A 26,483-nucleotide genomic window follows, 5' to 3' on the forward strand; every position below is an offset into this window, starting at 1 on the left:
TCTCGGCTGCTTCACGTCTTCCCCTAAGGTGTTCCGGTAGGCATCGATTGGAAGGGTCCGAGCACGGCGGCGCGGTCGCCGCTCGCAACAGCAACCCGGAGCACGGGTCCCTCGTGCACGGTCAGGGTCGCCACCACGGGCTCCTCACCAAGCCGGCGGAGCCGCTTGAGCTCCTCGGGTCCTGCCGGGGCCACACTCGCGGCGGTGACGTGGAGCAGCCCTTCGCTCCACGCGGCGGGGCTGCCGCGCCAGGCAAACACGTCCGAGATCCATACGCCGTGCCCGCGCACCCAGCGGGTCTTGCCGGGCTTGAGCACCCGCACCGGGATGTCGCCGCGGCGCTTGCGCAGCGCACGGTTGCGGTAGATGACGGTGAAGATGCCGACGGCGCAGAGCCACAATGGCACCCCCACGAACACCAGAAGGGCCCAAATCATCTCGCTGCCTCCGCGCTTCGCATGCCGGTGAGCTCAGTCCGTCCGGGTGATGCCCGGGCAGCTCCAGGACCCGTCGAGGGCCGCGGGCCCGGGCCGGTACAGCCTGAGGATGACAAACCAAGGGCCATTTGGCGAGGTCGGCAGCCAGTTCGGCTCCCGCCCGGCCGGAGGCGGGTCCGGCTGCAGGTGGAGTGTCAGCCCGCCATCGTCATCCATCCGCAGTGCAGACGCGTGGTCACCGACCGAGTACCGGTGGACCGGGTTCGGTATGAGGTTGAGGTCCTCCGCCGTGTAGGCGGTCAAGGACCAGAATGCATCCACCGGGGGTCGTTCGCCGGGCGGGAAATGCAGCGTGTATCGATGCTTCGGGTCGAGGCTGGCCCCGTCAACGTCCTGGAAGTTCAGCAGGTACACCGACTCCGCAGGGTCGTTGGCGGCGATACCGGCTAACGACTGGTCGGCGGCCCTGCGCAGGAAGTCGTTGCCGAACCGTCCCTCCGCCGGTGGAGGGTACCGCCAGCCATTGACGATGGTTGCCCAGTCGCCGCTGATGAACTGCGCCCTGAGCAGAGCCATCCCGGCGGTAGCTGCACGGGCAAGGCCCTGGCGGACCGACCCGGGCTGAGCGTCCAAGTCCAGCCCGGGACCGACGCCCAGGCCGCTGAACTGCTCCAGCATCAGGGCGTGCTGGGGCGGCGGCGGGTTCTCGGCCAGCATCGCATTGAGGGTCCTCCAGGGGCCCAGAGGGTCCTCGGTCACCGGCACCGGGGCATAGACCTCCCGCCGCTCCGGGACCGCCGCCCCGGCCGTGCCCCAATGGCTGAGCGGGGTGAGCCGGTACTGACTTTGCAGGGCGGCTGCGTTGGTCAGATCCTCGACCCCGTTGACGGCGGTGCGGCCGAGCACCAGTGCCCACGGGGTGGGCGAAGGCCGGACCGGTTGTACCCCAGGCGGCAGCTCGCCGCCCCAGCCGGGGCCGACAATGGCGAAGGCGCCGGCACCCGGGCCGGTGGCGCGTTGGCCGACGTAGCCGAAGTTGTCCGACGTGAACGCCGCCAGCTGGAAGGTGAAGTACCGTTCGCCCATGTCCGGATGGGACAGGATGATCGGCTCCTCGCTGAGGTCCAGCCAGGCCAGGGAGTACAGCGAGTCCGTGCTCGGACACCCTCCGGCCCGGAAACTGGCGTCCATGAGCCGCTTGGCGTGCCAGAACTGGTTGACCGCGGCATACGGGACGAGGTCCGGGTCCTGCTTGTGCGTCACCCACTCATGCCGGAGCTTGGCGTTATAGATGTAGGGGAAACCGTAGATGAAGGCCTGCACCCCGGCGGTGTAGGCGTACTCCGCGCGCCAGTCGAGCTTCTCCGCGGGCGGGGGCGCCGCGATTGCCGGCCGCTCGGATCCGGTCTTCGTCATGATTCGCCTTTCCGGAATCCGAAACCTACTGGTTCTCGATCTTCTGGTAGCTGTCCGCGTGCCCGCGCCGCAGCCCGCGGCCTATACGGCCCGGAGGCGCTGGTAGTTGTTCTCGAGCTCGTCGAGGACGACCGTGTTTGGCGGGTCACTGTCATAGGTGGCCCGCATGACAAGTTCGTTCTCGAGCGTCCGGGTCCGGTAGGTCCATCCCTCCGGCAACGCCAGGCGTTCGCCGAGTGTCGGCAGCTTGTCGACAGTGTTGTCCGGGTCAATTCTCAACGAGGCGCTTTGCATAACGAACACGGTTTCCTCGGGGGAAACCAGCTCGTAAACCTCTGAGCCGGCCTCGAAGAACCATGTGGTGGTGCGCTTGGAGACCGTCTCCCGGTACGGAGTCTGCTTGCCGGCGATGAATGCGTCGAAATCCGGAACGACGAAAGTGCCGTACAGGTACATGGGGATGGGGCCAAGCATTTTGATCCTGCCCCCGTCGAAGGCCTCCCCTTCGAACCGGTCAGCCAGGAAGCGGCGTGGACCGTTGAAGCGGATCCCGTCTCCGCCGTGTTCCTTTCTCAACTCCTCCGGATCGAGTGCCAGAAAGCGTGCGTCGAAGTCCTCGTCGGAGACGTCATCGACCACCCCAAGGGTGTTGTAGTAGTGACCCGATCCTCCGGGACCGTCTGCGTCCCTGTTCATGATGAGGACCTCGCAGTGGTGCTTCCCGCGCCCGTTGTCACCCGAGATGAGAACGGGTTGCTCTTCGTTGTTCTGGCTTGTCGTCACAGTGCGCCTCCTTCTTGCCTCGCTGGCAGATGAGGTCATCCTCTCCCAGTTCGGACTCCCTCTGCATCCCCCGCAATGGGTGAGTGCCGTGAGCTCGACGAACTGCTTTTGGACATAGAACTGCTCCCCGTAAGTCAGAACTGAGTTTCCAGTCCAACTTTCGGGGAGCAGTTCATGATTGCGGCGGCCCCGCCTAGGTGGCGCTAGGAGATGATGCCGTCCACCAGTGCCTTCGCCTCGGCCTGGACCTGCTTGAGGTGGTCGGCCCCCTTGAAGGACTCGGCGTAGATCTTGTAGACGTCCTCCGTGCCGGAGGGCCGGGCCGCGAACCAGGCATTCTCGGTGACCACCTTGAGCCCGCCGATGGCAGCCCCGTTGCCCGGCGCTTCCGTCAGTTTTGCGGTGATGGTCTCACCTGCGAGCTCGGTAGCGGTGACATCGGACGATGACAGCTTCCCGAGCGCGGACTTCTGCTCCCGGGTGGCCGCGGCGTCGATCCGCGCGTACACCGGGTCGCCGAACTGGTCCGTGAGGCCCTTGTACAGCTGCGACGGCGATTTGCCGGTCACCGCCGTGATCTCGGACGCCAGCAGGGCCAGCAGGATGCCGTCCTTGTCGGTGGTCCAGACACTGCCGTCCAACTTGTTAAAGGAGGCGCCGGCGGATTCCTCGCCGCCGAAGGCGCCTTCGCCGGAGAGCAGCCCCGGAACGAACCACTTGAAGCCCACGGGCACCTCGACCAGTTTGCGGCCCAGGCTTTCGGCAACGCGGTCGATGATCGAGGAGGACACCAGGGTCTTCCCGATCACGGACTGCGGGTTCCACCCGGTGCGGTGGCGGTAGAGGTAGTCGATCGCGACGGCGAGGTAGTGATTCGGGTTCATCAGCCCTCCCGCTCCGTCGACAACCGGTGTAACAATGCCGTGCCGGTCGGCGTCGGCGTCGTTGCCGGTGGCGATGTCGAAGGGTGTGGACCCGTCCGGACCAACAGCCATCCGCTGGATCAGCGAGGCCATGGCCGACGGCGAGGAGCAGTCCATCCGGATCTTCTCGTCCCAGTCCAGCGTCATAAACGCCCACTGCGGATCGACCGTGGGGTTGACCACCGTGAGGTTCAGGTGGTGGCGTTCACCGATCTCACCCCAATAGTCCACCGACGCCCCGCCCATCGGGTCGGCTCCGATCCGGACCCCGGCCTCGCGGATGGCGTTGAGGTCCAGGACCGAGGGGAGGTCGTCCACATAGCTGCTGAGGAAGTCGAACTTGCCGGTGGTGTCGGCGCTGAGGGCGTCGGCGATGGGGATCCGCTTGACCCCGCGCAGCCCGTTCTCGAGCAGTTCATTGGCGCGGTTGGCGATCCAGCCGGTGGCGTCCGAGTCGGCCGGCCCGCCGTGCGGCGGGTTGTACTTGAAGCCGCCGTCGCCGGGCGGGTTGTGGCTCGGTGTCACCACGATGCCGTCCGCCTGGGGTGCCCCGGCGGGGGAGTTGTTGTTGTGCGTCAGGATGGCGTGGCTCAGTGACGGGGTGGGGGTGTAGCCGTGGCGGGCGTCGATCAGCACGTTGACGCCGTTCGCGGCGAGGACTTCCAGGGCCGAGTTCTGGGCCGGTTCGCTGAGGGCGTGGGTGTCTTTGGCGAGGTACAGCGGTCCGGTGATGCCCTGGCCTGCCCGGTACTCCACGATCGCCTGGGTGATGGCGAGGATGTGGGGCTCGTTGAAGGAGGCTTTCAGGCTCGAGCCCCGGTGTCCGGACGTGCCGAAGACCACCCGCTGCCCGGGGTCGCCCAGATCGGGGGAAACATCGTAGTACGCATCCAGAAGCGCAGTGAGGTCAACAAGGTCTTGGGGTTGGGCAACAGTGCCCGCGCGGCTAGCCATGGCACCAGCATGCCAGACGGGCGCGGAACCGGACATGATTACGGCGCCTGTGACGTAAGAAATATCCTGCTCGCCGACGCGCCGCGGCGGTAGGCTGGAGCCAGCGACTTCACGAGGGGAAAACCATGACTGACCAGCCGAAACCGGACAAAGACGAGACCCCGGAGGGCTACCGGCCGCCGTCGTACAGCCCTTCGCCGGAGTCCGACGTTCCGCCGACGTCGCGGTTCGATCAGCAGGGCTACGGGCAGCAGCCGTCCGGGGCGCAGGGCCAGCCGGAGAACCAGTACGGCCAGGGCGCCGCAGGCTACAGCCAGCCCGCCGAGCCGTTCGGCACGCCGTCGCAATATGGCCAGCAACAGTATGGCCAGCAGCCCTACGGCCAGCAGCCGTACGGTGCGCCCGCGCAATACGGCCAGTCCAGCGGGCCGTTCAACGATTACGGGCAGCCGTCGTATTACGGGGTTCCGCCGGAGCCCAAGGGCCTGAGCATCGCCAGCATGTGCTGCGGCATTGCCGCTTTCGTGGGGCTGGGGTTCTTCCTGCTGCCGCAGCTGGCCGCCGTCATCCTGGGGCACATGGCCCTCAAGCGCGAGCCGGCTGGCCGCGGCATGGCCATTGCGGGCCTGGTGATGGGCTATGCGGGGATTGCGTTGGCCCTCCTGGTGATCGTGCTCATCGTGGTGGGCCTGGCCGTCGGCAGCTCCACCTACATGTACGGGGCCTAAGGGCTTCCGCCGGCCGTAAGCGCGGCCACGATCTCCCCGGCGTTGGCCGCCATCCACTCGCCGCGGCGGCGGATCAGGCCGCCCACGCCGTCGTCCCACATCCGCGCCCAGCCGCCGCCGAGGGTCCGGGCGTTGTGCTGCATCCGCTCGTAGCTCAGCGCCGCGGCCTCGACCCCGAAGGCCGGCAGCCGCCGTCGTTCGTCGTCATCCCAGCCGTAGGCGTCCGCGAAGATCCGGAGCCGCCGGAACGGGTCCGCTGCCTCCCAGCCGGCCCATGCATCGGCCGGGTCCCGGAGCGGCACCCAGTGCATCGCGGTGTTGAAGGAATCCCTGTACGCCGTGGTGGGGCCGGCCAGGTCGAAGTCCACCAGCCCGGCGGCACGGCCGTCCCGGACCACCACGTTCTGCGGCGTCACGTCCAGATGGCAGACCAGTTGCGCCGCCTCCTGCCGGCCCGGCCGGGGCGGGAACGGATGGGCGGCCGGCACGAAGCCCTCCGACGCCGTGTGCAGGCGGCGCAGCAGCTGCGCCACGGAGACCAGCAGCTCCTCGGACTGTGCCCACGCTTCCGGGACGGGACCGGCGCACCGCCCAGGCAGGAAGGTCAGGACGTCCCGCCCCTCGGGGTCCCTGCCCAGGAACCGCGGGGCGCCGTCGAATCCGGCGTCCTCCAGCCAGTCGAGGTACGCGGCGACCGCCAGGGATTGCGGCTGGTGCGGGCGGCGGATGGTTCCGCCCACCCGCACAACACCGTCGGTGACATCGCCCGCCGGCATGAGTTCGACGTCGGACGCCTCGCCGGGGGCGGGGACGTACCGGCGGGACTCAACCGGCGTGCGGTGCCTGGAGCTCATCGGCTCAGCGTACGCCGCCCATGAGCTTCTTGATCGCCGGCGAGGCCGCGGCCAGGCCGACGGCCAGCAGCATGGCCGTGCCGCCGATGCCGATGAAGTAGGGCAGCTCGTCCTCCGGGTTGTACAGGCCCGAGAGCATGCCGGCCAGCGTGGTGCCCAGCGACACCGACAGGAAGAACAGCGCCACCATCTGCGTGCGGAAGGCCGCCGGCGCCAGCTTGGTGGTCACGGACAGGCCGATGGGGGACAGGAACAGTTCCGCGAGCGTGAACAGGAACAGGATGCCCACCAGGGCCAGCAGCGGGGTCTTGCCCTCGCCGGCCAGCGGGATGAACGCCAGGAAGGCCAGGCCCATCACAAAGAGACCGATCGAGAACTTCAGCGCGGAACCGGGCTGCTTGCGGCCCAGCCGGGTCCACAGGGCAGCCATCACGCCGGCGAAGATGATGATGAACACCGGGTTGATGGACTGGACCCAGGCCGCGGGCATTTCCCAGCCGAACAGGTTGCGGTCCAGCTTTTCCTCCGAGTACACGGCGATGAAGGTGAACTGCTGCTGGAACAGGGCCCAGAAGGCGGCCGAGGCGATGTACAGCGGGATGAACGCGCCCACGCGGCGGCGTTCGGTGCCGTTGACCTTCTTGCTGCTGAAGATGAGGGCGAAGTAGAGCACGGACGCGCCGATGGCTGCGTAGGCCATGGACATGGCCAGGTTCTCGGCGTTCACGATGCCGGTGGCCAGCAGGACCGCGATCACGGCGGCGATGGCGCCGAAGCGCAGGCCGTACTTGGTGCGCTCGGCGGCGGGCAGCGGGTTGTGCACCCGGTGCGCCTCTTCCGGCAGGTTCTTGCGGCCCAGTGCATAGATGACCAGGCCCACGCCCATGCCGACGGCGGCGGCGCCGAAGCCCCAGTGGAAGCCCTGGCTTTCCTGCAGCCAGCCGGTGACCAGCGGGCCGATCAGGGCGCCGGCGTTGATGCCCATGTAGAAGATGGAGAATCCGGCGTCGCGCCGTTCGTCCTTCTCCCGGTAGAGGCTCCCCACCAGGGCCGTGGCGTTGGCTTTCAGGCCGCCGGAACCGATGCCCACCAGCACCAGGCCGGTGATCAGGCCGGGAATGCCGGGCACCAGGGCGAGGCCGATGTGCCCGGCCATGATCAGGATGGCGGAGCCGAACAGCACCTTCTCCGAACCCAGGAGCCGGTCCGCGAGCCAGGCCCCCAGGATGGTGGAGAGGTACACGCCGCCGCCGTACGCGCCGACCAGGCCGGCGGCCAGGGCCTTGTCGATCCCGAGGCCGCCTTCAGCGGCCGTGAAGTACATGTAGTACAGCAGGATGCCCTGCATGCCGTAGAAGGAGAAGCGCTCCCACATCTCTACGGAGAAGAGGCTGGCCAGCATCTTTGGGTGGCCGAAAAAGGACGTATCGCCCGGCGTTGTAGCGGGGGGATTGGATAAATGAGTTGTGCTCATTTACTTAATGCTGACAGTGTGACGCGCGATTGTCACATTCGCGGAGCCTCGGGGCAAGTCAATTGCCGGGTGTTTCGCCTTGCTGTCCCGCACGTTGCTCTGGCAGATAATGCTGCTATCCGGGCGGAATGGCTGCGATATCTGCCAGGGCAACAGGGGTGGTGCGGCGGGTGCGCGCGGGCGGGGCTACCCGGCGTCGAACATGATGACCTGGCGCACGGCCTTCCCGTCAGCCAGCTGGTCCATGGCGTGGTTGATGTCCGCCAGGGCGATCCGCGAGGAGATCAGCTCCTCGACCGGCAGCTTGCCCTCCCGCCACAGCTGGGCGTACTTGGGGATGTCCCGGGACGGCACCGCGGAGCCGAGGTAGCTGCCGACGACGGTCCGGGCTTCGGCGGTGATGGCCAGCGGGGAGATCTGTGCGCGGGCGTCCGGGTGCGGCAGTCCCGCCGTGACGGTGGTGCCGCCCGGCGCTGTCGCGGCGAAAGCCGTCTCGAAGGCCCGCGGGTTCCCGGCGCACTCGATCACGTACCTGGCCTTGATGCCCTCCGCCAGGACTTCCTGCGGGGTGTAGGTTTCGTGGGCGCCCAGGCGGCGGGCGTGCTCCAGCTTTTCGGCCAGGGTGTCCACGGCAACGATCCGCGACACGCCCTGCGAGATCGCCGTGATCAGCGCAGCCATGCCCACGCCGCCGAGTCCCACGATCATGATGCTGTCCTGCGGCCGCGGCCGGGCGGCGTTCAGGACGGCGCCGCCCCCGGTGAGGACAGCGCAGCCGAGGACGGCGGCGATGTCCGCCGGGATGTCATCACCCACCGCGACGGCGGAGGCGCGGTCCACCACGGCGTGAGTGGCGAAGCCGGAGACGCCCAGGTGATGGAAGATCTTCTCCCCGCCGCGGTCCAGGTGCATCGATCCGTGCAGGAGGGTGCCCTCGTTGTTGCTTTTCGAGCCGGTGGTGCAGGGGAGCCGGCCGTCTTCGGCGCAGTTCTCGCACTGCTCGCAGCGCGGCAGGAAGGACATCACCACGCGCTGGCCCGGCGCCAGGTCCGTCACCCCGGACCCCACCTCGACCACGCGCCCCGCCGCCTCGTGGCCCAGCAGCATCGGCACCGGACGCACCCGGTTGCCGTCCACAACGCTCAGGTCCGAGTGGCAGATCCCCGCCGCCTCGATCCTGACCAGGACCTCGGTAGGGCCGGGGCCCTCCAGGTCCAGCTCGGCGACCGTGATGGGCCGGGAGTCCGCGAACGGGCGGGGGCGGCCGATTTCCTCAAGTACTGCACCGGTGATCTTCATCGATCCCTCTCGTGTGGTGTCCTTAGCTGGTGATGTTCGTGGCGCTGCTCAGCTAAACCGTATCGGCACCGGACGGTGAATTCATGCTCCGGGACCTGCCCGCGCCGGACGGCAGGGTCAGCAGCCCAGCTGTACGGCCAGTTGCAGCAGGAGGGCCTCGGACCCCATCGGCCCGATCAGCTGCACGCCCATCGGCAGCCCGGCTCCTGCGGCCCCGCCGGTCCAGTGCACCGGGATGCTGATGGCGGGCAGCCCGCAGACGTTCACCATGGAGGACCAGGGCGCGTACTCGCATTGCTTGCGGTAGTCTCCGTCAGCGTCCCCGGTCCATTCCGCGGCCGGCCAGTAGCCGTCGCCGTGGGCCGCGCCGGTGAACCAGCCCACCGGGCGGGGGGTCTGCGCCAGCGCCGGCATCAGCATCAGGTCCCAGGCGGCGTACTGGGTGATGGTGTCCCGCCGGAACTGGCGCAGGAAACCGAGGGCTTCGGCAAGTTTCGCGGGACCGCGCTGCTGGGCGCGGCGCCGGAACGTCCGTGTCAGCGGGGTCAGGAGCGCCTCGCGCTGCGGGGCGATCCGGGCCTCCCCGACGGCGGCGGTCCAGGCAGTGGTGAAGGCCGCCGGGTAGCGGTTGTCGTAGCGGACGGCGGCTTCCGCGATGTGATGGCCGGCAGCTTCCAGCCGGCGGACGGCTTCGGCGAGGGCGTCGAGGGCCTCAGCGTCTGGGGTGAAGGGGAAGATCGTCTGCCACGGGCTGTCCAGGCTCACCCCGATGCGGAGCCGGGGCGGGTCCTGTGCGGCGAGTCCGAGGTAGCCGGGGGCCGGCGCGCCGGCCGGCCGGGAAGCCTCCGGAGGGCGGGGCACCATGGCGTCCAGCAGGAGCGCAGCATCCGCAGCGGAGCGGGCCAGCGGGCCGGAGACCACCAGCCCGGCGGGGTCGCCGGTGCTTTCCCCTGCCGGCACCAGCCCGCGGCCGGGTTTCAGGCCCACCAGTCCGCAGGCCGCCGCCGGGATGCGGACCGATCCGCCGCCGTCGGATCCCGGCGCGAAGGGCACCAGCCCGGCGGCCACGGCCGCGGCGCTGCCGCCGGAGGAGCCTCCCGAGCTGCGGCTGGGGGCGTGCGGGTTGCGGGAAGGCGGTGCGATCCGGTTCTCGCTGTACGCCGTGAGGCCAAACTCCGGAACCTGGGTCTTGCCCAGCGAGATGACCCCGGCGGTCTTGAGCACAGTGACCAGTGCCCCGTCGGCCAAGGCGGGTTTGTGGTCCAGGGCGGCGCTGCCGTGGGTGGTCACGACGCCGGCGACGTCCGTCAGGTCCTTGAAGGCCACCGGCATCCCGTGCAGCGGCGCCAGGGCCGTCCCGTCCCGGGCGCTCCGGGCGTGGGCCTGGTCCGCTGCGGCCGCGTCCAGCAGCGCCTGCTCCGCGGTCACGGTGATGAAGGCGCCGAGGTGCCGGTTTTCGGCGGCGATCCGGTCCAGGTAATGGTGCGTGGCCTGCCGCGCGGACACGTCGCCCGAGCGCAGCGCATTGCGCAGCTCCACGGCGGACAGCTCATGGATCTCAGCCACGGGACCGTGGCTTCCCGGCCGTGCTGGACCAGTTCATGCCAGCCGGGGGACATGTCCAGTGGCGGGGCGCGCGGGTGAACATGGTGGCATTGTGTCCGGTGGCCGGCGCGAACGGAGGGCATGTCCCGCGGGAGGTGGTGTGGCGCTCCGGGGGACATGTCCAGTGGCGGGGCGCGCGGGTGAACATGGTGGCATTGTGTCCGGTGGCGGGCGCGAACGGAGGGCATGTCCCGCGGCGGGGGGATGCTGCGGGTCTCCTTGGCGCCATCCCAGAAGCGTAACCTGCTGCCGGGGAGGGCTCCGGCACCGGCGGCTGGCGATACGCTGGAGGCAGACCATGCACTCTGCGGAAGGACGACCATGAGCGACTTCGATACCGTGACCGTGTCCGACATCCCCGAAGGGGCCAGGATCCTTGACGTCCGCGAGGACTACGAGTGGGCCGCCGGGCACGCAGCCGGAGCGCTGCACATTCCCCTGGACCAGCTCCCCGCCCGGCTGGAGGAACTGGACCCGGACGAGGACGTCTACGTCATTTGCCGCACCGGCGGCCGTTCGTTCCGCGCCGCCCAGTGGCTCTCCGGGCAGGGCTACTCCGCCTTGAATGTGGCCGGGGGAATGGACCAGTGGCTGGAAACCGGAATGCCGCTGGTGTCCGACAACGGACTCAAGCCCGTCATCCTGTAGTTGAAGAAAGAAGCGCCGATGTCCGCACTGCCTGTCACCTACACCTTCCTCGGGCCCGCGGGCACCTTCACCGAGGCGGCCCTGATGCAGGTTCCCGACGCGGCGGACGCCGTCCGGATCCCGTCGTCGAACGTCAACACGGCGCTGGACAAGGTCCGGGACGGCTCGGCGGACGCTGCGATGGTCCCGATCGAGAACTCCGTGGAGGGCGGCGTCACCGCCACCTTGGACGCCATCGCCACGGGACAGGAACTGCGGATCCTGCGCGAGGCCCTGGTGCCGATCAGCTTCGTCCTGGCGGCCCGGCCCGGCACCCGGATCGAGGACATCCGCCGGATCTCGACGCACAGCCACGCCTGGGCGCAGTGCCGGCTTTGGGCCGACAAAAACATTCCGGACGCGGAATACATCCCCGGATCGTCCACCGCCGCCGCGGCCATGGGGCTGCTGGAGGGCGACATCCACTACGACGCGGCCATCTGCGCCCCGATTGTGGCGGCCGAGCAGCCGGGACTCGCTGTCCTGGCCGAGAACATCGGCGACAACCCCGGGGCGGTGACCCGCTTCGTGCTCGTGGGCCGGCCCGGTGCCCTCCCGGAACCCACCGGCGCCGATAAAACGACCGTCGTGGTCCCGCTTCCGGAGGACCGCCCCGGCGCGCTCATGGAGATCCTCGACCAGTTCGCCACCCGCGGGGTCAACCTCAGCCGGATCGAGTCCCGGCCCACGGGTCAGTACCTGGGCCACTACTTCTTCAGCATCGACGCCGACGGCCACGTGGCCGACGCCCGGGTGGCGGACGCCCTCGCGGGACTGCACCGGATCAGCCCGGCCACCCGCTTCCTGGGCTCCTACGGCCGGGCCGACGGGCACCGGACCGTGGTGGAGCCGCACACCTCGGACCAGGCATTCCGTGCCGCCCATGCGTGGGTTAAAGACATACTGTCCGGGGCATCCGTGGTGCCGGAATATACGTCCGGGGCTTCGCCCACAGCTTAGACAAATGCCACATCAGGCACTTCCGCCCCTATGAAACTGTGCGTATGCTTACCTGATCCATATTGGGGAAGTCCTCTACGAGGGAGCAGGTCATGGCAGACACCAGCCTTGAAAATGACGGCCAGGGAATGATTGTCAATCCCAAGCCGACCGCTGACAACCAGGACTGGGACGGCGACGACGCCGACCGTGCGGACCGGCTGCGCTTCGAAGAGGAGCAGGCGATGATCCGCGAGCAGTCCGAGGCGCGCGCCGCCAAGGCCGCCGCCGAGGCGAAAAAGTCCGCTGAGGAAAAGACCGCCGCGGACAAGGGCGCCGGCAAGCCGGACGCCCCGAAGGAAGCAAGCGCCTAGTCCTGCCCGGAACCGTCCTTGACCCGGATCAGCAGTGAGCCGGGGGCAACCTGCACGGTGACTTTAGTGGCATCGCCGGACGGATCGCCGTCCACCTGCGTGGCCATCGGCTCAGCGCAGCGGATGGTGACCTTACCGGAGCGGTAGTACGTCATCACCGGCAGGTTCCTCTTGTGTTTGAGCACGATCTTCCAGTACATCGCGAGCCACCCGATTGCGCTGCGCGGGCTCATCACCACCACGTCGAGCATCCCGTCGTCGATCATGGCCTGGGGGATGAAGTCGATCCCGCCGGGGATCAGCCCGCAGTTCGCGAACAGCACGCTGCGGATCTTCCGGCTCTGCTCCGGCTGGTCGTCCAGCGAGATGGACACCTTCTTGCGGCGGCCGGGGAGGTGCCGCACGCCCGCCTCGGTGTACGCCAGCCAGCCCACAGCCTTCTTCAGACCGTCGTTGGTGTCGCCCACCACTTCGGCGTCCATGCCGATACCGGCAATGACCAAGAACGTGTGCTCGGCCGCCTCGTTGGTGCGGGAGTTCTCCACGGTCATCTTGGCCGTATCAATAAAGCGCTGGTGTCCGAAGAGCGCTGTCTGGACGCTTCCGTGCAGGTCGCCCACATCGAGGTGGATATTGCGGGCCAGCAGGTTTCCGGTGCCGAGCGGAATCAGGCCCATGGCGGTGTCCGTGCCCGCCAGGACATCCGCCACCACGCGTACCGTGCCGTCGCCGCCGCCCACCACGACGACGTCGGCGCCGTAGTCGACGGCGGCCCGCGCCTGCACGAATCCGGGGTCCTCGGCGGTGGTGTCGAAAAAGCGCGGCGGCGCCCAGCCAGCCGCGGCGCACGCATCCTCAATCAGGAGGCGGGCTTCGGCGGACCGGGACTTGATCGGGTTCATCACCACGGCCACCTTTTGCTGGCCCAGCTCCGGGCTGTGGGTTTCCTCCCACGCGGCGCTCCGTGTGTGCTTGGCCTTGAGCCGGCGCACTCCCCACCAGCTGGAGACGGCAAACGCCAGGACTCCAGCGATGATGAGGTAGAGCAGCCAGTCGCGCATTGTGCTCCAACACTATCCCGCCGGTGCCCGGTGGCCGGATTGCCAGGGGATTGCCCTGTAATGGTGCCCGGATTGGATAGTCTAGTTCCGTGATCGACGTAAAAGACCTCAGCGAAAATCCGGACAAGTTCCGGGCCAGCCAGCGCGCCCGCGGCGCCGATGAGTCCGTGGTGGACGCGATCATCGCCGCAGACTCTGCCCGCCGTGCTGCCCTGATCCGCTTCGAGAACCTGAGGGCCGAGCAGAATGCCTTCGGCAAGAAGGTGGCGCAGGCCAAGGGCGAGGAGAAGCAGGCCCTGCTGGCCGAGGTCAAGGTCCTCGCCGGCGAGGTCAAGGCCGCCTCCGCCGAGGCCGACGTCGCACAGGCCGCACAGGAGGAACTGCTGCGCGGCATCCCCAACCTCATCGAGGACGGCGTCCCCGAGGGCGGCGAGGACGACTACATCGTGGTCAAGACCGTGGGCACCCCCCGGGAATTCCCCGACTTCGAGCCCAGGGACCACCTGGAAATCGGCGAGCTGATCGGCGCCATCGACATGGAGCGCGGCGCCAAGGTGTCCGGGTCCCGGTTCTACTTCCTGCGCGGTGTGGGAGCCCGGCTGGAAATGGCCCTCCTGCAGATGGCCATGGAGCAGGCCATCGACGCCGGGTTCGTCCCGATGATCACCCCCACGCTGGTACGCCCGGAAACCATGCAGGGCACCGGTTTCGACGTCAAGCACGACGCCGAGATCTACCGCCTCGCCGAAGACGACCTCTACCTCGTGGGCACCTCCGAGGTAGCGCTCGCCGGCTACCACGCCGACGAGATCCTGGACCTGTCCGCGGGGCCCATCCGGTACGCCGGGCAGAGCTCCTGCTACCGCAGGGAGGCCGGTTCACACGGCAAGGACACCCGCGGCATCATCCGCGTCCACCAGTTCAACAAGGTGGAGATGTTCATCTACACCACCGTTGAGGAGGCCGCTGCCGAGCACGCCCGGCTGCTGGTCTGGGAAGAGGATATGCTGGCCAAGTGCGAGCTGCCCTACCGGGTGATCGACACCGCCGCCGGCGACCTCGGCAACTCCGCCGCCCGGAAGTTCGACTGCGAGGCCTGGGTCCCGACGCAGGGCGCCTACCGCGAGCTCACCTCCACGTCCAACTGCACCACCTTCCAGGCACGCCGGCTGAACGTCCGCGAGCGGGTGCTCGGCGAGGACGGGGCTCCCAAGGGAACCCGCGCCGTCGCCACGCTGAACGGCACCCTGGCCACCACCCGCTGGATCGTGGCCATCCTGGAGCACCACCAGAACCCGGACGGCTCCGTCAACATTCCGGCGGCCCTGCAGAAGTACCTCGGGGGCATGACGGTCTTCCCCGTCCTCTGAACCGCCGCGGCTAGTCCCGTCGACAACTGTTCACGCCGGGTTCACGGCCTGCTGTGGCCTGGATCCTAGCGGCTGTCGGAGGTGTCTGCTCTACTTGTGGGATGACAACATTGACTGAATCCTCAGTCGCCGGCAACGATGACCGGCGCGAGAACAACCGGAACAACCAGAACAACGGAACGGCCGCAGCGCACAAGCTGATGGTCGCGCTCGACGTCGACGGCACCCTCGTAGACCACGACGGCCACATGTCCGTGCCCGTCCGCGAAGCCGCCCAGGACGTCGTCGCCGCCGGGCACCACGTCACCATCGCCACCGGCCGCTCACTCAACGCCACGCTGCCCATCATCGAGCACATCGGCATCGAGAACGGCTACGCGGTCTGCTCCAACGGCGGCGTCACGCTGCGGCTGGATTCCAGCCTCAGCGACGGCTACGAGATCGTGCACAAGGCCACGTTCGATCCCGCACCCGTGCTCCGCGCCCTGCGCCGCCGGCTGCCCACGGCCAAGTACGCCCTTGAGGACGCGGACGGAAACTTCCTGTCCACCGAGCGTTTCCAGGACGCCAGCTTCGGGGTGGAGGCCATCGGCGTCGACTTCCAGACCATGCTGGAAGCCACCGCGGTCCGTGTGGTGGTCTTCAGCGCCGAGAACACTCCCGAGGACTTCAACGCCGCGATCCACCACATCGGGCTTTCCGGCGTGACCTATTCGGTGGGCTGGACGGCCTGGCTGGATATCGCCGCGGAGGGCGTTACGAAGGCCAGCGCGCTGGAGCATCTCCGGGGGCGGCTGAGCATCGAGACGCACCGCACGGTGGCCGTCGGTGACGGCCGCAACGACATCGAGATGCTCACGTGGGCCGCCCGCGGTGTGGCCATGGGCCAGGCGCCCGAGGAAGTCATCGCCGCCGCGGACGAGGTCACCCACTCCGTGTTCGACGACGGCGCCGCGCACGTGCTGCGCAGCCTCCTGCTGTAGCGGGGCGCTCCGGCCCCGCGGCCCGGAACCTGGGTCAGCGCACGTCGAGGATCAGGCCGAGCAGCCTGGCCGCGGCGGGACGCGCCGCGTGTTCCTCGTTCCACTGCGCGCGGGCCACGGCCTTGCTGACCGCCTGCGTGGTGATGCCAAGTTCCTCGGCCACCGCTTTCTGCTGCCCGCGGACCCCCGGGGTCATCAGGTCCAGGACCCGCCATTCCGCCGGGCTCCGGTCGTGCACAATGTGCCCCAGCAGCCTCAGCACGGCTTCGGACTCCGCGGCGAGGTCGGCCAGCGGGCCCTCCACGGCCACCGGGATCCGGTCCTTGCCGTTGCGCAGCCGGTCCACGGCCCGGCGGGCGTAAACCAGCCCGTGTCCGGAGGCGTCCTTGATCTGGTTCGGCAGGGGCTCGTTGACGGGCCCGACGCCGATGCCCACGTACCAGCTGCCCGTGCGCAGCGCCACCATCGCCGCGTCGACGGCCTGATGCGGAAAATCCACAATGCCCTGGACCTCATCCTCCACCGAACGGTCGAAGTCGAGGCGCGCCGGGATGTGCCGCAGGTCCCTGAGGAGCTGCGGCACGCGGTCGCCGTCGCGCCGGCTGTCGGTCTGGTTGATGGTCAGCGTGAACATTCTGGGACCACACTACCCGGTGGCTAAGGGCTGGCAAACGAGGCCCATCCGGCACCCCGTGGCGGGCTTGTATCCCGTCCCGCGACGTGTTGCGATGGAGGTTGCGCACCGCAGCCAGCCCCGTGAAGCGAGGACTCCCATTGCCCAGTAGCCTGCCCACAAGCCTGCCCACAAGCCCGCCCGCCCACGCGGAACTGGACCTCGTAGACCGCTGGTGGCGGGCCGCGAACTACCTGTCCGTGGGGCAGATCTACCTGCGGTCCAACCCGCTGCTGCGCGAACCCCTGGACGCCGGCCACACCAAGTCGAGGCTGCTGGGCCACTGGGGCACCACGCCCGGGCTGAACTTTGTCTACGCCCACCTGAACCGGGTCATCCGCCGGGACAGCCAGGAGATGCTGTTCATCGCCGGTCCCGGCCACGGCGGGCCGGCCGTGGTGGCGAACGCCTGGCTGGAGGGCACCTATTCCGAGGTCTACAGCAACGTCGGCGACGACGAGCAGGGCCTGGCCGAGCTCTTCCGGCAGTTCTCCTACCCCGGCGGGATCCCCAGCCACGCGGCCCCGGAAACCCCGGGCTCCATCAGCGAGGGCGGCGAGCTGGGCTATTCCCTGGCGCACGCCTACGGCTCCGTCTTCGACAACCCGGACCTGGTCACCGCCGTCGTGATCGGCGACGGCGAGGCTGAGACCGGGCCGCTGGCGGCCAGCTGGCATTCCCACAACTTCCTGGACCCGGTGCACGACGGCGCCGTGCTGCCCATCCTGCACCTGAACGGCTACAAGATCGCCAACCCCACGGTCCTGGCCCGCATGCCCGAGGCCCAGCTGGAGCAGCTTCTTCGCGGCTACGGCCACGAGCCGCACTTTGTGACCGTGGCCGACCCGGACGACACGGAGGCCGCGCACCGCGATTTCGCCGCCGTCCTGGACCGCTGCCTCGCCGACATCCGGACCATCCAGGCGGCCCGCCGCAACGGGGACGCATCCGGCGGGGGAACACCGGGCGACGCCCACAGTTCCGGCGCGTCCGCCGGGGATGCCCCCGCCGCGCGCTGGCCGGTGATCGTGCTGCGCTCGCCGAAAGGCTGGACCGGGCCCCGGATGGTGGACGGGCTCCAGGTCGAGGGGACGTGGCGGAGCCACCAGGTGCCGTTGTCCGGGGTGCGCACCAACCCGGAGCACCTGGCGCAGCTGGGGGAGTGGCTCGAATCGTACCGGCCCGGCGAACTCTTCGACGACGCCGGGCGGCTCCGCCCCGACGTCGCGGCGAATGCGCCCGCGGGCGCGCTTCGGATGAGCGCCACCCCGTACGCCAACGGCGGCATCCTGCTGCGCGACCTCAAGCTGCCGGAGTACGCGGACCATGCCGTCCCGGTGGCCCAGCCCGGCGTCGAGCGGGTCAGTGCCATGGTGACGCTGGGATCCTGGCTGCGGGATGTCATCAGGTTGAACCCCGAGACGTTCCGGCTGTTCGGCCCGGACGAGACGGCCTCGAACCGGCTGCAGGACGTCTACGAGGTCACGGACAAGGTGTGGCAGTACCGCATCGAGGAACTCGACGAGCACGTGGCCCGCGCCGGACGGGTGATGGAGGTCCTCAGCGAACACCTGTGCCAGGGCTGGCTGGAGGGGTACCTGCTCACCGGCCGGCACGGCGTCTTCAGCTGCTACGAGGCGTTCATCCACATCGTCGACTCCATGTTCAACCAGCACGCCAAGTGGCTCAAGGTGCACCGCGAACTGGCCTGGCGGCAGCCGGTGGCCTCGCTCAACTACCTGCTGTCCTCCCACGTCTGGCAGCAGGACCACAACGGCTTCTCCCACCAGGACCCCGGGTTCATCGACCACGCCGTGAACAAAAAAGCCGAGGTCATCCGGGTCTACCTGCCCCCGGACGCGAACACGCTGCTGTCCGTGATGGAGCACTGCCTCGCCTCACGGGACTATGTGAACATCGTGGTCAGCGGCAAGCAGCCCTCGCCCACCTGGCTCGGTCCCGCCGAGGCCGCGCACCACTGCCAGCGCGGGCTCGGGATCTGGGAGTTCGCCGGGTCCGAGGTCCCCGGCGAGGAACCCGACGTCGTGCTGGCCTGCGCAGGGGATGTGCCCACCGTGGAGACCGTGGCCGCGGCGGAACTGTTGAAGGCCGGTGCCCCGGGCCTGAAGATCCGCGTGGTCAACGTGGTTGACCTCATGCGGCTCCAGGACGCCAGCGAGCACCCGCACGGCCTGACGTCGCGCGATTTCGACGGGATTTTCACCGCGGACAAGCCCATCATCTTCGCGTACCACGGCTACCCGTCCCTGATCCACCGGCTGGCGTACCGGCGGACCAACCAGGAGGGGCTGCACGTCCGCGGCTACAAGGAGGAGGGCACCACCACCACGGCGTTCGACATGGCCATGCTCAACGGGATTGACCGTTTCCAGCTCGCCATCGACGCGATTGACCGCGTGCCCGGCCTGGCGGAGAAGCACTCGCTTCTGCGGCAGGCGCTGCAGGACAACCGGATCAGGGCACACAACCACACCCGGGACCACGGCGAGGATTCCGAGGACATCAGCGGCTGGACCCTCGGCCAGGTAGTGCCCCGGTAGCAAGGCTCAGCCCCGGTAGCAAGGCTCAGCCCCGGGGCCGGGCTACGGCCGGAGCCCGTCCAGCCCGCCGGTGGGCAGGTGGATCCAGCCCTCGGTCCGGGCCGGGCCGGCGTGGCCGGCATCCGGGCGGATGGTCGCGCCCAGGGCCACGGCCCGCGCGGTGAGGGAGGCGATCAGCGCATCGAACATGTCGTCGGAGCCCGCCAGCCGGTCCTCGTGGCCGGCCAGGTCCAGCCAGGGGGCGGCCTGCTGCAGCGCGTCGACGAGGCCGCCCAGCCGCTGCGCCTCGGTCCCGCCGCGGCCCTTGTAGCCGCGGGCCAGCAGGCCCCAGGACTTCAGGGACGCCGCCGGGTAGACCTCCGCCAGCCGGCCGCTGCCGTCCCTGGCCTGGGCGCCGAACTCCGCGGCAACCTTGGCCTGGATGACGGCACACCGCATGGCCGGGTGGGCCAGCCGGTCGGCCGAGACGCTCAGCGGAATCAGGCCGGTCCGGGCCGTGACGAACCGGTCGGTGTCCCGGTAGGCGAGCAGCCGCCGGCCCTCGATGCCGTCGTAACCCAGCACCGGGTCCGCGTCCCCGGCGAGGTGCCCGGCGATGAAGGGCAGGAACGCGTCCGGCCAGCCCACAGGGCAGTCGATCCCGGTCATCTCGCAGGTGCCGAAGAGGCGCACAACCTCCGCGTCGTCGACGCCGAGGTCCAGGTGCGCGAGGCGGGCGCCCCCATCGCCCCATTCGACGACGGCGGCCGCGGTCTTCTTGGCCGCCGCGGCGAGGTCCACCCCGAGGGTCCGCATGGTTCAGGCCGCGCGGTAGCGGAGGGCGCCGGGGATCCCGCCGTCGTCATCCAGCCCCTCGCCGGACGCGAAACGGGCCCAGAGGGCGCGCATCGCCTTGCCGGGGACATTGACGTCCTCCCAGCTGGCCCCCGCCAGCAGCCCCGCCCCGGACCAGGTCTGCTCGTCGCCGAACAGCAGCGGCAGGTCCACGGTGTGCGCGGCGCCGTAGACGTTGCCCGGCGCCGCCCAGGAGAGCACGTAGCTGTAAGCCGTGCCGCCCGCCCGGGCGTGCCGGCGCGCGAACTTCCGGGCGGCCCTGCCGTACACCGCCTCGGTCACGGCCCAGTTGACGGCCCTGACGGCAACGGCCCCGGCAACCGGGACCCGGGCCAGGCGGCCCATGAAGCGGTTCCGCGGCAGGAACAGCCGGGCCTCCTCGGTCGTGTGCCCGATCAGGACCTCAATCCCCGGGGCCGTGGCATTCCACGCGTCCTCGATGCCGGATTCCGGCGGCAGCGGGGCGTGCCCGTACTGGGTGCCGAACGGCATGGCCGCGACCAGCCCGAACTTCCGGGCCACCCGCGACACGTGCTCCTCGATCGCCACGACCTCCATCGCCGGGGTGTCCTCGGTGACGTGTTCCGCCGCGATGCCCATCGCGGTGCTCATCCTTTCCCGGCCCCGCGTAATGCCGAGCGGCGCGCTCTGGATGATGGCGCGCTGGAACAGGGCAGGGGCCTCGGGGGCGGCCATGAGGTGCGCGACGGCGTCGCCCCCGGCGGACTGCCCGAAGGCCGTGACACGGCCCGGGTCGCCGCCGAAGGCGCCGATGTTGCGCTGGACCCAGCGGAACGCCTCGAGCTGGTCCAGCAGCCCGAGGTTGGCCGGCCGGCCCGTGCCGGTCGCGAGGTAGCCGAACAGGCCCAGGCGGTACGTCACGGAGACCACAATCACGCGGTTCTCTGCCACCAGTGCGCGGGGATCAAAGATCGCCAGGTCGCCGGAGCCGGAAGTGTAGGAGCCGCCGTGGAGCCACACCATCACCGGCACCCGCTCGCCCTCGCGCAGGCCCTCCGGCATGGTGACCGAGAGCCGCTGGCAGTCTTCGCTGCCGGGAAGCTCCCCGTAGCGGGTGCCCAGGATGTCATCCAGGAACGGCACCGGGCCCTGCGGGCATGCGGGCGCCAGGGACGTCGCCGGGAAGGGTTCGGTCCAGTCGGGGGCGGCCGACGGCGGCCGGAACCGTGCCGCCGTCGCGTACGGGATTCCGGTGGCGCGGACCACGTTGCCGTCCCGCCATCCGGTCACCGGTCCGCAGGGAGGATCAAAGGCAGGGGCGGAGTTCATGAACCAACGATTTCACACATTCCTGACACGCCACTGAGAGCTTAAACAGCAACGCGGGGTCACTCCGCGCCCATCCCGAGGGGATTTATGGGCGGGAAGTGACCCCGCGTTGGAGGTGCGGAACGTTAGTGCGTGTGCGGAACGTAGCGCTTGATGGAGGCTTCGAGCTCGGCCTCGGCGGCGGCGCGGTCGCCCCACCCCTCGGCCTTGACCCACTTGCCCGGCTCCAGGTCCTTGTAACGGGTGAAGAAGTGCTCGATTTCCTTGATCAGGAATTCGCTGACGTCGCTGATCTCATTGATGTGGTCAAAGCGCGCGTCGGCCGGAACGCACAGCACCTTGGCGTCTCCGCCGCCGTCGTCCGTCATGTTGAACACGCCGATCGGGCGGGATTCGACGATGACGCCGGGGTGCAGGTCGAAGTCCTGCAGCAGCACCAGGGCGTCCAGCGGGTCGCCGTCCTCACCCAGGGTGTTCTCAAAGAAACCGTAGTGCGTCGGGTACTGCATGGAGGTGAACAGGACGCGGTCCAGGCGGACGCGGCCCGTTTCGTGGTCGACTTCGTACTTGACGCGGGATCCCTTGGGGATCTCGATGGTCACGTCATGCTTCATGGACTGCTCCTTGACGAATTCAGGGGGTTCGCGGCACCCGTGGCATCCACCAAAAGGAGGGCCGGTGCCGCCGACTACTATTGAGGATATAGCGAGAGGCCCTGGTTTCAGGAACTAGTGGGGACATTTCAGGACTAAAGGACCAGCAGCAGCATGAAACGCAGAACCCGCCCCGCAGGCACGGAACCAACCTCCGGGCCGCTGCGGCGGAGCCTGCCGCTGCTGCTCCAGACCCTGCTGGTCGCAGCGCTCGCCCTCCCCGCAGGCTTTGCCGTGGCACCGGCCTTCCTCGGACCCCGGACCCCGGCCAGCGCGGAGCACACCGTCCCGCCCTGGCACCAGGTCCCCGGCGCCCTCACCCCTGACGGGACTGTCGACGGCGTCGAAACGCTCTCCGCCACCGCTCCCCTCCCGGTCCCGGCCGCCCTCGCGGCCCAGCTGAACGAGACCCTGAAGACCGACGGCGCCGGCAGCTTCACCGGCGTGGTGCAGGACGCCGCCACCGGGGAAGTCCTTTTCGACCGGTCCGGCGACGCGGCGCGGGTCCCCGCCTCCAACATGAAACTGCTCACGGCGGCAGCGGCCCTGAGCACCCTGGGCCCGGACCACCGCTTCAGCACCCGGGCAGTGGCCGGCACCGCCCCCGGCTCCGTGGTCCTCACCGGCGGCGGGGATGTGCTCCTGGGCGCCGGCGAATCCGTCCCCGGCGCGGTCCTGGGCCGTGCCGGGCTGGCCAGCCTGGCGCAGGCCACCGTCCGCGCGCTGCAGGACGACGGCGTGTCCGTCCCCGTGACGGTCCTGTTGGACGACTCGCTCTTCACCGGCCCCGCCCTGAACCCGGCCTGGAGCCTGGAAGACGTCGCCGCCGGTGAGGTGGCCCCGCTGTTCCCGCTCGCACTGAACTCGGCCCGCTACGATCCCGCCCAGACCACCGGGCCCCGCCCGCAGGATGCCGCGATGACCGCCGCCGAGGCGTTCTCGGCCGAGCTCGCGGCCGCGGCCGCCACGGCCGGGCTGACGGTGGCGCCGGGCGTCGCGCGGATTCCCGCCGGAACGGCAGACGGCGCAGAACCGGACACCGGCGCCGCCCGGGTCCTGGCGGAGGTCAAGTCCGCCACCGTCGGCCAGCAGGTGGACCTGATGCTGCGCACCTCCGACAACTACCTCACGGAAGTGATCGGCCGCCTGGCCGCCGTCGCGGCCGGCAAGCCGGCCAGCAACGACGGCGCCGTCGCGGTGGTGCTGCAGCAACTTGAAGAACTGGGCATCCCGGCCGGCACGCTGCGCGCGGCCGACGTTTCCGGGCTGGCGCTCGCCAACCAGGTCTCCGCCCGGCAGCTCGCCGACGTGGTGCGGGCCATCACCTCGGGCGCGGACACCCGGCTGCGCGCCGCATTGCCGGGGTTCCCGGTGGCCGGGCTGACCGGGACCCTGGGGGACCGCTACCTGGACGCGGCCTCGGCCCGCGGCGCGGGGCTGGTCCGGGCCAAGACCGGCACCCTGAACACCGTGATCTCGCTGAGCGGCTACGTGGTGGACGCCGACGGCCGGCTCCTGGTGTTTTCCTTCATTGGCAACGGCCTGACCCCGGGGGCGGCGAACAAGGCTGCGCTGGACCGCACCGCCTCCGTCCTCGCCGCCTGCGGCTGCCGCTGACGCGACGGCGGCTGCGATGAGCCGGCCGGCGTTCGCCGCCCGGCGAATTTAAGGCGCAATGCCGGGCCGCTGTGATCTGATGGGACCTATGGAGCCCTCTGCCCGCGAGACATCAGCCCAAGCCCAAGCACTCATCAACTGGGAGCTCGCCGCTTCCACCGCCGCACGCCTGACGCCGGCCGGGCCCACCCTGGGCGCGGCAGAGATCGGCGCCGCCGTGGACAACCTGCGGCTCATGGCGGACATTTCCGTGCCGCATGTCCATGACATCACCGGGCTCGAAGCCGCCCGTGACCTGCGCGATTCCTCGGTGCTGGTGGTGGACCGGGCCTCCTGGTCCAAGGCCAACACCCAGAGCTTCGCCGTGATGCTCCAGCCGGCCATGGAGAAAATGCTGGAGGGCCGCCGCGACACACTGAACTCCGGCGCCGCCAGCGTCAGCGGCGCCATCACGGGCAGCCAGCTGGGCGCCATCCTGGCGTTCCTCTCCAGCAAGGTCCTGGGCCAGTACGATCCCTTCTCCGCGCTCGCCGAGAACTCCTCCGCCCCTGCCGCCGGACGCCTGCTGCTCGTGGCGCCGAACATCATCTCCGTTGAACGTGAAATCAACGTCGAACCCGAAGACTTCCGGCTCTGGGTCTGCCTCCACGAGCAGACCCACCGGGTGCAGTTCGCCGCCGCGCCCTGGCTGCGGCACCACATGCTGGACGAGATCGAAAACCTCAGCGGCCAGTTGCTCGGCAACATGGACTCCCTGATGGAGCGGGCCTCCGCCGCGGCGAAATCGCTGAAGGACCGCACGGCGTCCGGCGCAGCACCCAGCCGGGGCGCCATCGTCGACCTCCTGCAGAACCCCGAGGAAAAGGCCGCCATCTCACGACTGACCGCACTGATGAGCCTGCTCGAGGGGCACGCCAACGTGGTGATGGACGCCGTCGACGCCAGCATTGTCCCGTCGGTGAAGACCATCCGGCAGCGCTTCAACTCCCGGGCGAAGGACCGCGGCGTGGTTGAAAAGTTCATCCGCAACCTGCTCGGGCTGGACGCCAAAATGCGCCAGTACAGCGACGGCTCCAAGTTTGTCCGCGAAGTGGTGGACGTGGCCGGCATGGAGGGCTTCAACAAGGTCTGGGAGTCCGCGGACCACCTGCCCAGCGAGGCCGAGATCCACAATTCCAAGCTCTGGCTTGAACGGATGGGGCACTAGGTCCCGTGACGTCTTCCCCCGCTTCCGGCGGACACTCCAGCGGCCTTTCCAGCGGCCGGCGCCGGCCCGGGCGGCTGGCGCCCGTCGTCGGCACTGCTCGAAAAATGTTGCAGGACGCGCTGGCCGGAGCCGGCTATCCGGAGCGGGTCCTGGTGGCCTGCAGCGGGGGGCCCGACTCGCTGGCGCTCGCCGCCGTCGCCGCCTACTTCGCCCGCCGCGGGCACGTTGACGGCCGGCCCGTCTCCGTGGGCGCCGTGGTGGTGGACCACCAGCTCCAGCCAGGCTCCGCCGCGGTGGCCGCCGCCACCGCGGCCACCCTGCAGGAACTGGGGCTCTCGCCCGTGCAGGTCCGCACGGTGGACGTCGCCGCCACCGGGATGGGCCCCGAAGCGGCAGCCCGGGACGCCCGGCACGCCGCCCTGGAAGCCGCCGCTGACGACACCGGCGCCGGAGCCATCCTGCTCGGCCACACCCTGGACGATCAGGCAGAACAGGTACTGCTGGGGCTGGCCCGCGGCTCCGGAACCCGTTCCCTGGCCGGAATGCGGCCCGTCCGGGGCCGTCTGCTGCGTCCGTTCCTGGGCCTGCGGCGCGCGGACACGCTGGCCATCTGCGACGCCGAAGACCTGGACCCCTGGCACGACCCCAGCAACACGGATCCCTCGTTTGCGCGGTCCCGCACGCGGGTGGAGGTGCTGCCCATGCTGGAGGAAAAGCTGGGCCCCGGCGTTGCCGAGTCCTTGGCCCGCACCGCCGCCATCCTGCAGCTGGACGCGGACTACCTCGACGATGTGGCGAACGGCACCTATCTCCGGCTGCGGGAACAGGACGGCGCTGCTGTCAGCCTTCCGGAGGAAGCCCTGCGGGACCTTGCCCCGGCCGTGAGGTTCCGCGTCATCGCCAAGGCCGCGGCCGCCGTCGGAGGCGTCCAGCCCAGCTACCAGCGCCTGCTGGCCGCGGAAGCACTGCTCCGCCGGCAGGGGTCGGCCGGTCCCGTGGAGCTCCCCGGCGGGGTCAGCGCCTACCGGATCCCGCTCGCGCAGCTCCTGGCCGAGGGGCAGTCCGGCCCCGACGGGGTTCCCCGTGAAGCGGCCCGCTGTGGGAAGCTAGTATTCCGGCCTCAAAAACCGCCCAACATATAGTTGCCCCCGCATCTACACAGGAGTTATTGGTGGATTCAAACGACGTCCAGGCAGATCTCAAGCACGTTCTGTACTCCAAGGAGCAGATCCAGTCACGGATCACCGAACTAGCGGCGGAGATCGACAAGGACTACGAAGGCCGCGATCTGCTGATCGTCGGCGTGCTCAAGGGCGCTGTTATGGTCATGGCCGACCTCGCCCGCGCGCTGCACAGCCACGTGTCCATGGACTGGATGGCCGTCTCGTCCTACGGCTCCGGCACGCAGTCGTCCGGCGTGGTCCGCATCCTCAAGGACCTCGACACCGACCTCATGGGCAAGGATGTGCTGATCGTCGAGGACATCATCGACTCCGGCCTGACCCTGTCCTGGCTCAAGACCAACCTCGAATCCCGCGGCACCGCGTCGGTGGAAATCTGCACCGCGTTCCGCAAGCCCACGGCCGCGAAGGTCCAGATTGACGTCAAGTACGTCGGCTACGACATCCCCAACGAGTTCGTGGTGGGCTACGGCCTGGACTACGCCGAAAAGTACCGCAACCTGGACTTCGTCGGCACCCTGGCCCCGCACGTCTACGAGTAACCGGCAGCCGGGGCCCCGGCAGGCACAAGGCCGGCAGA

Annotated in this window: 24 protein-coding genes; 11 read left to right on the forward strand and 13 right to left on the reverse strand. The window is 69.4% G+C overall.

What is annotated here, in order from left to right:
- Positions 1-23: 23 nt before the first annotated feature.
- From ACTWQD_RS01885 to pgm, 4 genes are all read right to left on the reverse strand, one after another.
- Positions 24-437: a hypothetical protein gene (locus tag ACTWQD_RS01885; RefSeq protein ID WP_443194504.1), complete on the reverse strand. Its 414-nt coding sequence runs from the start codon at positions 435-437 to the stop codon at positions 24-26.
- Positions 438-470: 33 nt separating this feature from the next.
- The gene (locus ACTWQD_RS01890) at positions 471-1,853 is read right to left on the reverse strand and encodes a DUF1254 domain-containing protein (RefSeq protein WP_443194505.1); all 1,383 of its coding nucleotides are present in this window, start codon (positions 1,851-1,853) and stop codon (positions 471-473) included.
- 81 nt (positions 1,854-1,934) lie between these two features.
- Positions 1,935-2,636 (reverse strand): hypothetical protein, encoded by a 702-nt coding sequence (locus ACTWQD_RS01895; RefSeq protein WP_443194506.1) that lies wholly within the window; start codon positions 2,634-2,636, stop codon positions 1,935-1,937.
- Positions 2,637-2,839: 203 nt separating this feature from the next.
- Positions 2,840-4,513 carry a phosphoglucomutase (alpha-D-glucose-1,6-bisphosphate-dependent) gene (gene pgm, locus ACTWQD_RS01900; RefSeq protein WP_443194507.1) on the reverse strand — a complete coding sequence of 558 codons (1,674 nt, stop codon included), beginning with the start codon at positions 4,511-4,513 and terminating at the stop codon, positions 2,840-2,842.
- Positions 4,514-4,638: 125 nt separating this feature from the next.
- Here pgm and ACTWQD_RS01905 point away from each other — a divergent pair, with 125 nt between their 5' ends.
- Positions 4,639-5,241, forward strand: coding sequence for a DUF4190 domain-containing protein (locus ACTWQD_RS01905; protein ID WP_443194508.1), 603 nt, complete (start codon positions 4,639-4,641; stop codon positions 5,239-5,241).
- On the opposite strand, the gene ACTWQD_RS01910 is transcribed toward ACTWQD_RS01905, so the two are convergent.
- The 4 genes from ACTWQD_RS01910 to ACTWQD_RS01925 form a co-directional block, all read right to left on the reverse strand.
- Positions 5,238-6,095 (reverse strand): phosphotransferase, encoded by an 858-nt coding sequence (locus ACTWQD_RS01910; protein ID WP_443194509.1) that lies wholly within the window; start codon positions 6,093-6,095, stop codon positions 5,238-5,240. The two genes, ACTWQD_RS01905 and ACTWQD_RS01910, sit on opposite strands and share 4 nt — an antisense overlap.
- A 4-nt stretch (positions 6,096-6,099) precedes the next feature.
- Positions 6,100-7,569, reverse strand: coding sequence for a peptide MFS transporter (locus ACTWQD_RS01915; RefSeq protein WP_443194510.1), 1,470 nt, complete (start codon positions 7,567-7,569; stop codon positions 6,100-6,102).
- A 186-nt stretch (positions 7,570-7,755) separates the two neighbouring features.
- Entirely contained in the window at positions 7,756-8,868 is a 1,113-nt protein-coding gene (locus ACTWQD_RS01920; RefSeq protein WP_443194511.1) for an alcohol dehydrogenase catalytic domain-containing protein, read from the reverse strand.
- 117 nt (positions 8,869-8,985) lie between these two features.
- Positions 8,986-10,434: an amidase gene (locus ACTWQD_RS01925; protein WP_443194512.1), complete on the reverse strand. Its 1,449-nt coding sequence runs from the start codon at positions 10,432-10,434 to the stop codon at positions 8,986-8,988.
- 360 nt (positions 10,435-10,794) lie between these two features.
- Between ACTWQD_RS01925 and ACTWQD_RS01930 the strand changes: the two genes are divergently transcribed.
- The 3 genes from ACTWQD_RS01930 to ACTWQD_RS01940 all read left to right on the forward strand — a co-directional run bounded on the left by ACTWQD_RS01930 (position 10,795) and on the right by ACTWQD_RS01940 (position 12,473).
- On the forward strand, positions 10,795-11,121 hold the full coding sequence (locus ACTWQD_RS01930) for a rhodanese-like domain-containing protein (RefSeq protein WP_443194513.1): 327 nt from the start codon (positions 10,795-10,797) through the stop codon (positions 11,119-11,121).
- A gap of 18 nt (positions 11,122-11,139) precedes the next feature.
- Positions 11,140-12,120 carry a prephenate dehydratase gene (pheA, locus tag ACTWQD_RS01935; RefSeq protein ID WP_443194514.1) on the forward strand — a complete coding sequence of 327 codons (981 nt, stop codon included), beginning with the start codon at positions 11,140-11,142 and terminating at the stop codon, positions 12,118-12,120.
- A gap of 92 nt (positions 12,121-12,212) precedes the next feature.
- A complete protein-coding gene (locus ACTWQD_RS01940; protein ID WP_443194515.1) occupies positions 12,213-12,473 on the forward strand; it encodes a hypothetical protein in 261 nt (86 codons plus the stop codon).
- Here the strand turns inward: ACTWQD_RS01940 and ACTWQD_RS01945 are convergent.
- Positions 12,470-13,534: a diacylglycerol/lipid kinase family protein gene (locus ACTWQD_RS01945; RefSeq protein WP_443194516.1), complete on the reverse strand. Its 1,065-nt coding sequence runs from the start codon at positions 13,532-13,534 to the stop codon at positions 12,470-12,472. The two genes, ACTWQD_RS01940 and ACTWQD_RS01945, sit on opposite strands and share 4 nt — an antisense overlap.
- Positions 13,535-13,623: 89 nt before the next feature.
- On the opposite strand from ACTWQD_RS01945, the gene serS reads away from it, so the two are divergent.
- Positions 13,624-14,904 carry a serine--tRNA ligase gene (serS, locus tag ACTWQD_RS01950; protein ID WP_443194517.1) on the forward strand — a complete coding sequence of 427 codons (1,281 nt, stop codon included), beginning with the start codon at positions 13,624-13,626 and terminating at the stop codon, positions 14,902-14,904.
- Positions 14,905-15,005: 101 nt separating this feature from the next.
- Positions 15,006-15,887 carry an HAD family hydrolase gene (locus tag ACTWQD_RS01955; RefSeq protein ID WP_443194518.1) on the forward strand — a complete coding sequence of 294 codons (882 nt, stop codon included), beginning with the start codon at positions 15,006-15,008 and terminating at the stop codon, positions 15,885-15,887.
- Positions 15,888-15,921: 34 nt separating this feature from the next.
- Here the strand turns inward: ACTWQD_RS01955 and ACTWQD_RS01960 are convergent, their stop codons facing one another.
- Complete coding sequence (locus tag ACTWQD_RS01960) at positions 15,922-16,521, reverse strand: MarR family transcriptional regulator (protein ID WP_066432424.1); 600 nt, start codon at positions 16,519-16,521, stop codon at positions 15,922-15,924.
- Positions 16,522-16,661: 140 nt separating this feature from the next.
- Here ACTWQD_RS01960 and ACTWQD_RS01965 point away from each other — a divergent pair, with 140 nt between their 5' ends.
- Complete coding sequence (locus tag ACTWQD_RS01965) at positions 16,662-19,121, forward strand: phosphoketolase family protein (RefSeq protein ID WP_443194519.1); 2,460 nt, start codon at positions 16,662-16,664, stop codon at positions 19,119-19,121.
- Between the two features lie 42 nt (positions 19,122-19,163).
- Here the strand turns inward: ACTWQD_RS01965 and ACTWQD_RS01970 are convergent, their stop codons facing one another.
- The 3 genes from ACTWQD_RS01970 to ACTWQD_RS01980 all read right to left on the reverse strand — a co-directional run bounded on the left by ACTWQD_RS01970 (position 19,164) and on the right by ACTWQD_RS01980 (position 21,859).
- Complete coding sequence (locus tag ACTWQD_RS01970; protein WP_443194520.1) at positions 19,164-19,916, reverse strand: DUF429 domain-containing protein; 753 nt, start codon at positions 19,914-19,916, stop codon at positions 19,164-19,166.
- 3 nt (positions 19,917-19,919) lie between these two features.
- On the reverse strand, positions 19,920-21,245 hold the full coding sequence (locus tag ACTWQD_RS01975; protein ID WP_443194521.1) for a carboxylesterase family protein: 1,326 nt from the start codon (positions 21,243-21,245) through the stop codon (positions 19,920-19,922).
- 125 nt (positions 21,246-21,370) lie between these two features.
- On the reverse strand, positions 21,371-21,859 hold the full coding sequence (locus tag ACTWQD_RS01980) for an inorganic diphosphatase (RefSeq protein ID WP_066432436.1): 489 nt from the start codon (positions 21,857-21,859) through the stop codon (positions 21,371-21,373).
- A gap of 153 nt (positions 21,860-22,012) precedes the next feature.
- Here ACTWQD_RS01980 and dacB point away from each other — a divergent pair, with 153 nt between their 5' ends.
- From dacB to hpt, 4 genes are all read left to right on the forward strand, one after another.
- Positions 22,013-23,515 carry a D-alanyl-D-alanine carboxypeptidase/D-alanyl-D-alanine endopeptidase gene (gene dacB / locus ACTWQD_RS01985; protein ID WP_443194522.1) on the forward strand — a complete coding sequence of 501 codons (1,503 nt, stop codon included), beginning with the start codon at positions 22,013-22,015 and terminating at the stop codon, positions 23,513-23,515.
- A gap of 88 nt (positions 23,516-23,603) precedes the next feature.
- Complete coding sequence (locus ACTWQD_RS01990) at positions 23,604-24,722, forward strand: zinc-dependent metalloprotease (protein WP_443194523.1); 1,119 nt, start codon at positions 23,604-23,606, stop codon at positions 24,720-24,722.
- A 104-nt stretch (positions 24,723-24,826) separates the two neighbouring features.
- The gene (tilS, locus tag ACTWQD_RS01995; protein WP_443194903.1) at positions 24,827-25,864 is read left to right on the forward strand and encodes a tRNA lysidine(34) synthetase TilS; all 1,038 of its coding nucleotides are present in this window, start codon (positions 24,827-24,829) and stop codon (positions 25,862-25,864) included.
- 29 nt (positions 25,865-25,893) lie between these two features.
- Positions 25,894-26,445 carry a hypoxanthine phosphoribosyltransferase gene (hpt, locus tag ACTWQD_RS02000; RefSeq protein ID WP_443194524.1) on the forward strand — a complete coding sequence of 184 codons (552 nt, stop codon included), beginning with the start codon at positions 25,894-25,896 and terminating at the stop codon, positions 26,443-26,445.
- The last annotated feature ends 38 nt before the right edge of the window (positions 26,446-26,483 follow it).

Origin of the sequence: Pseudarthrobacter sp. 1C304 (genome assembly GCF_052245515.1) — a bacterium.
GTDB lineage: Bacteria > Actinomycetota > Actinomycetes > Actinomycetales > Micrococcaceae > Arthrobacter.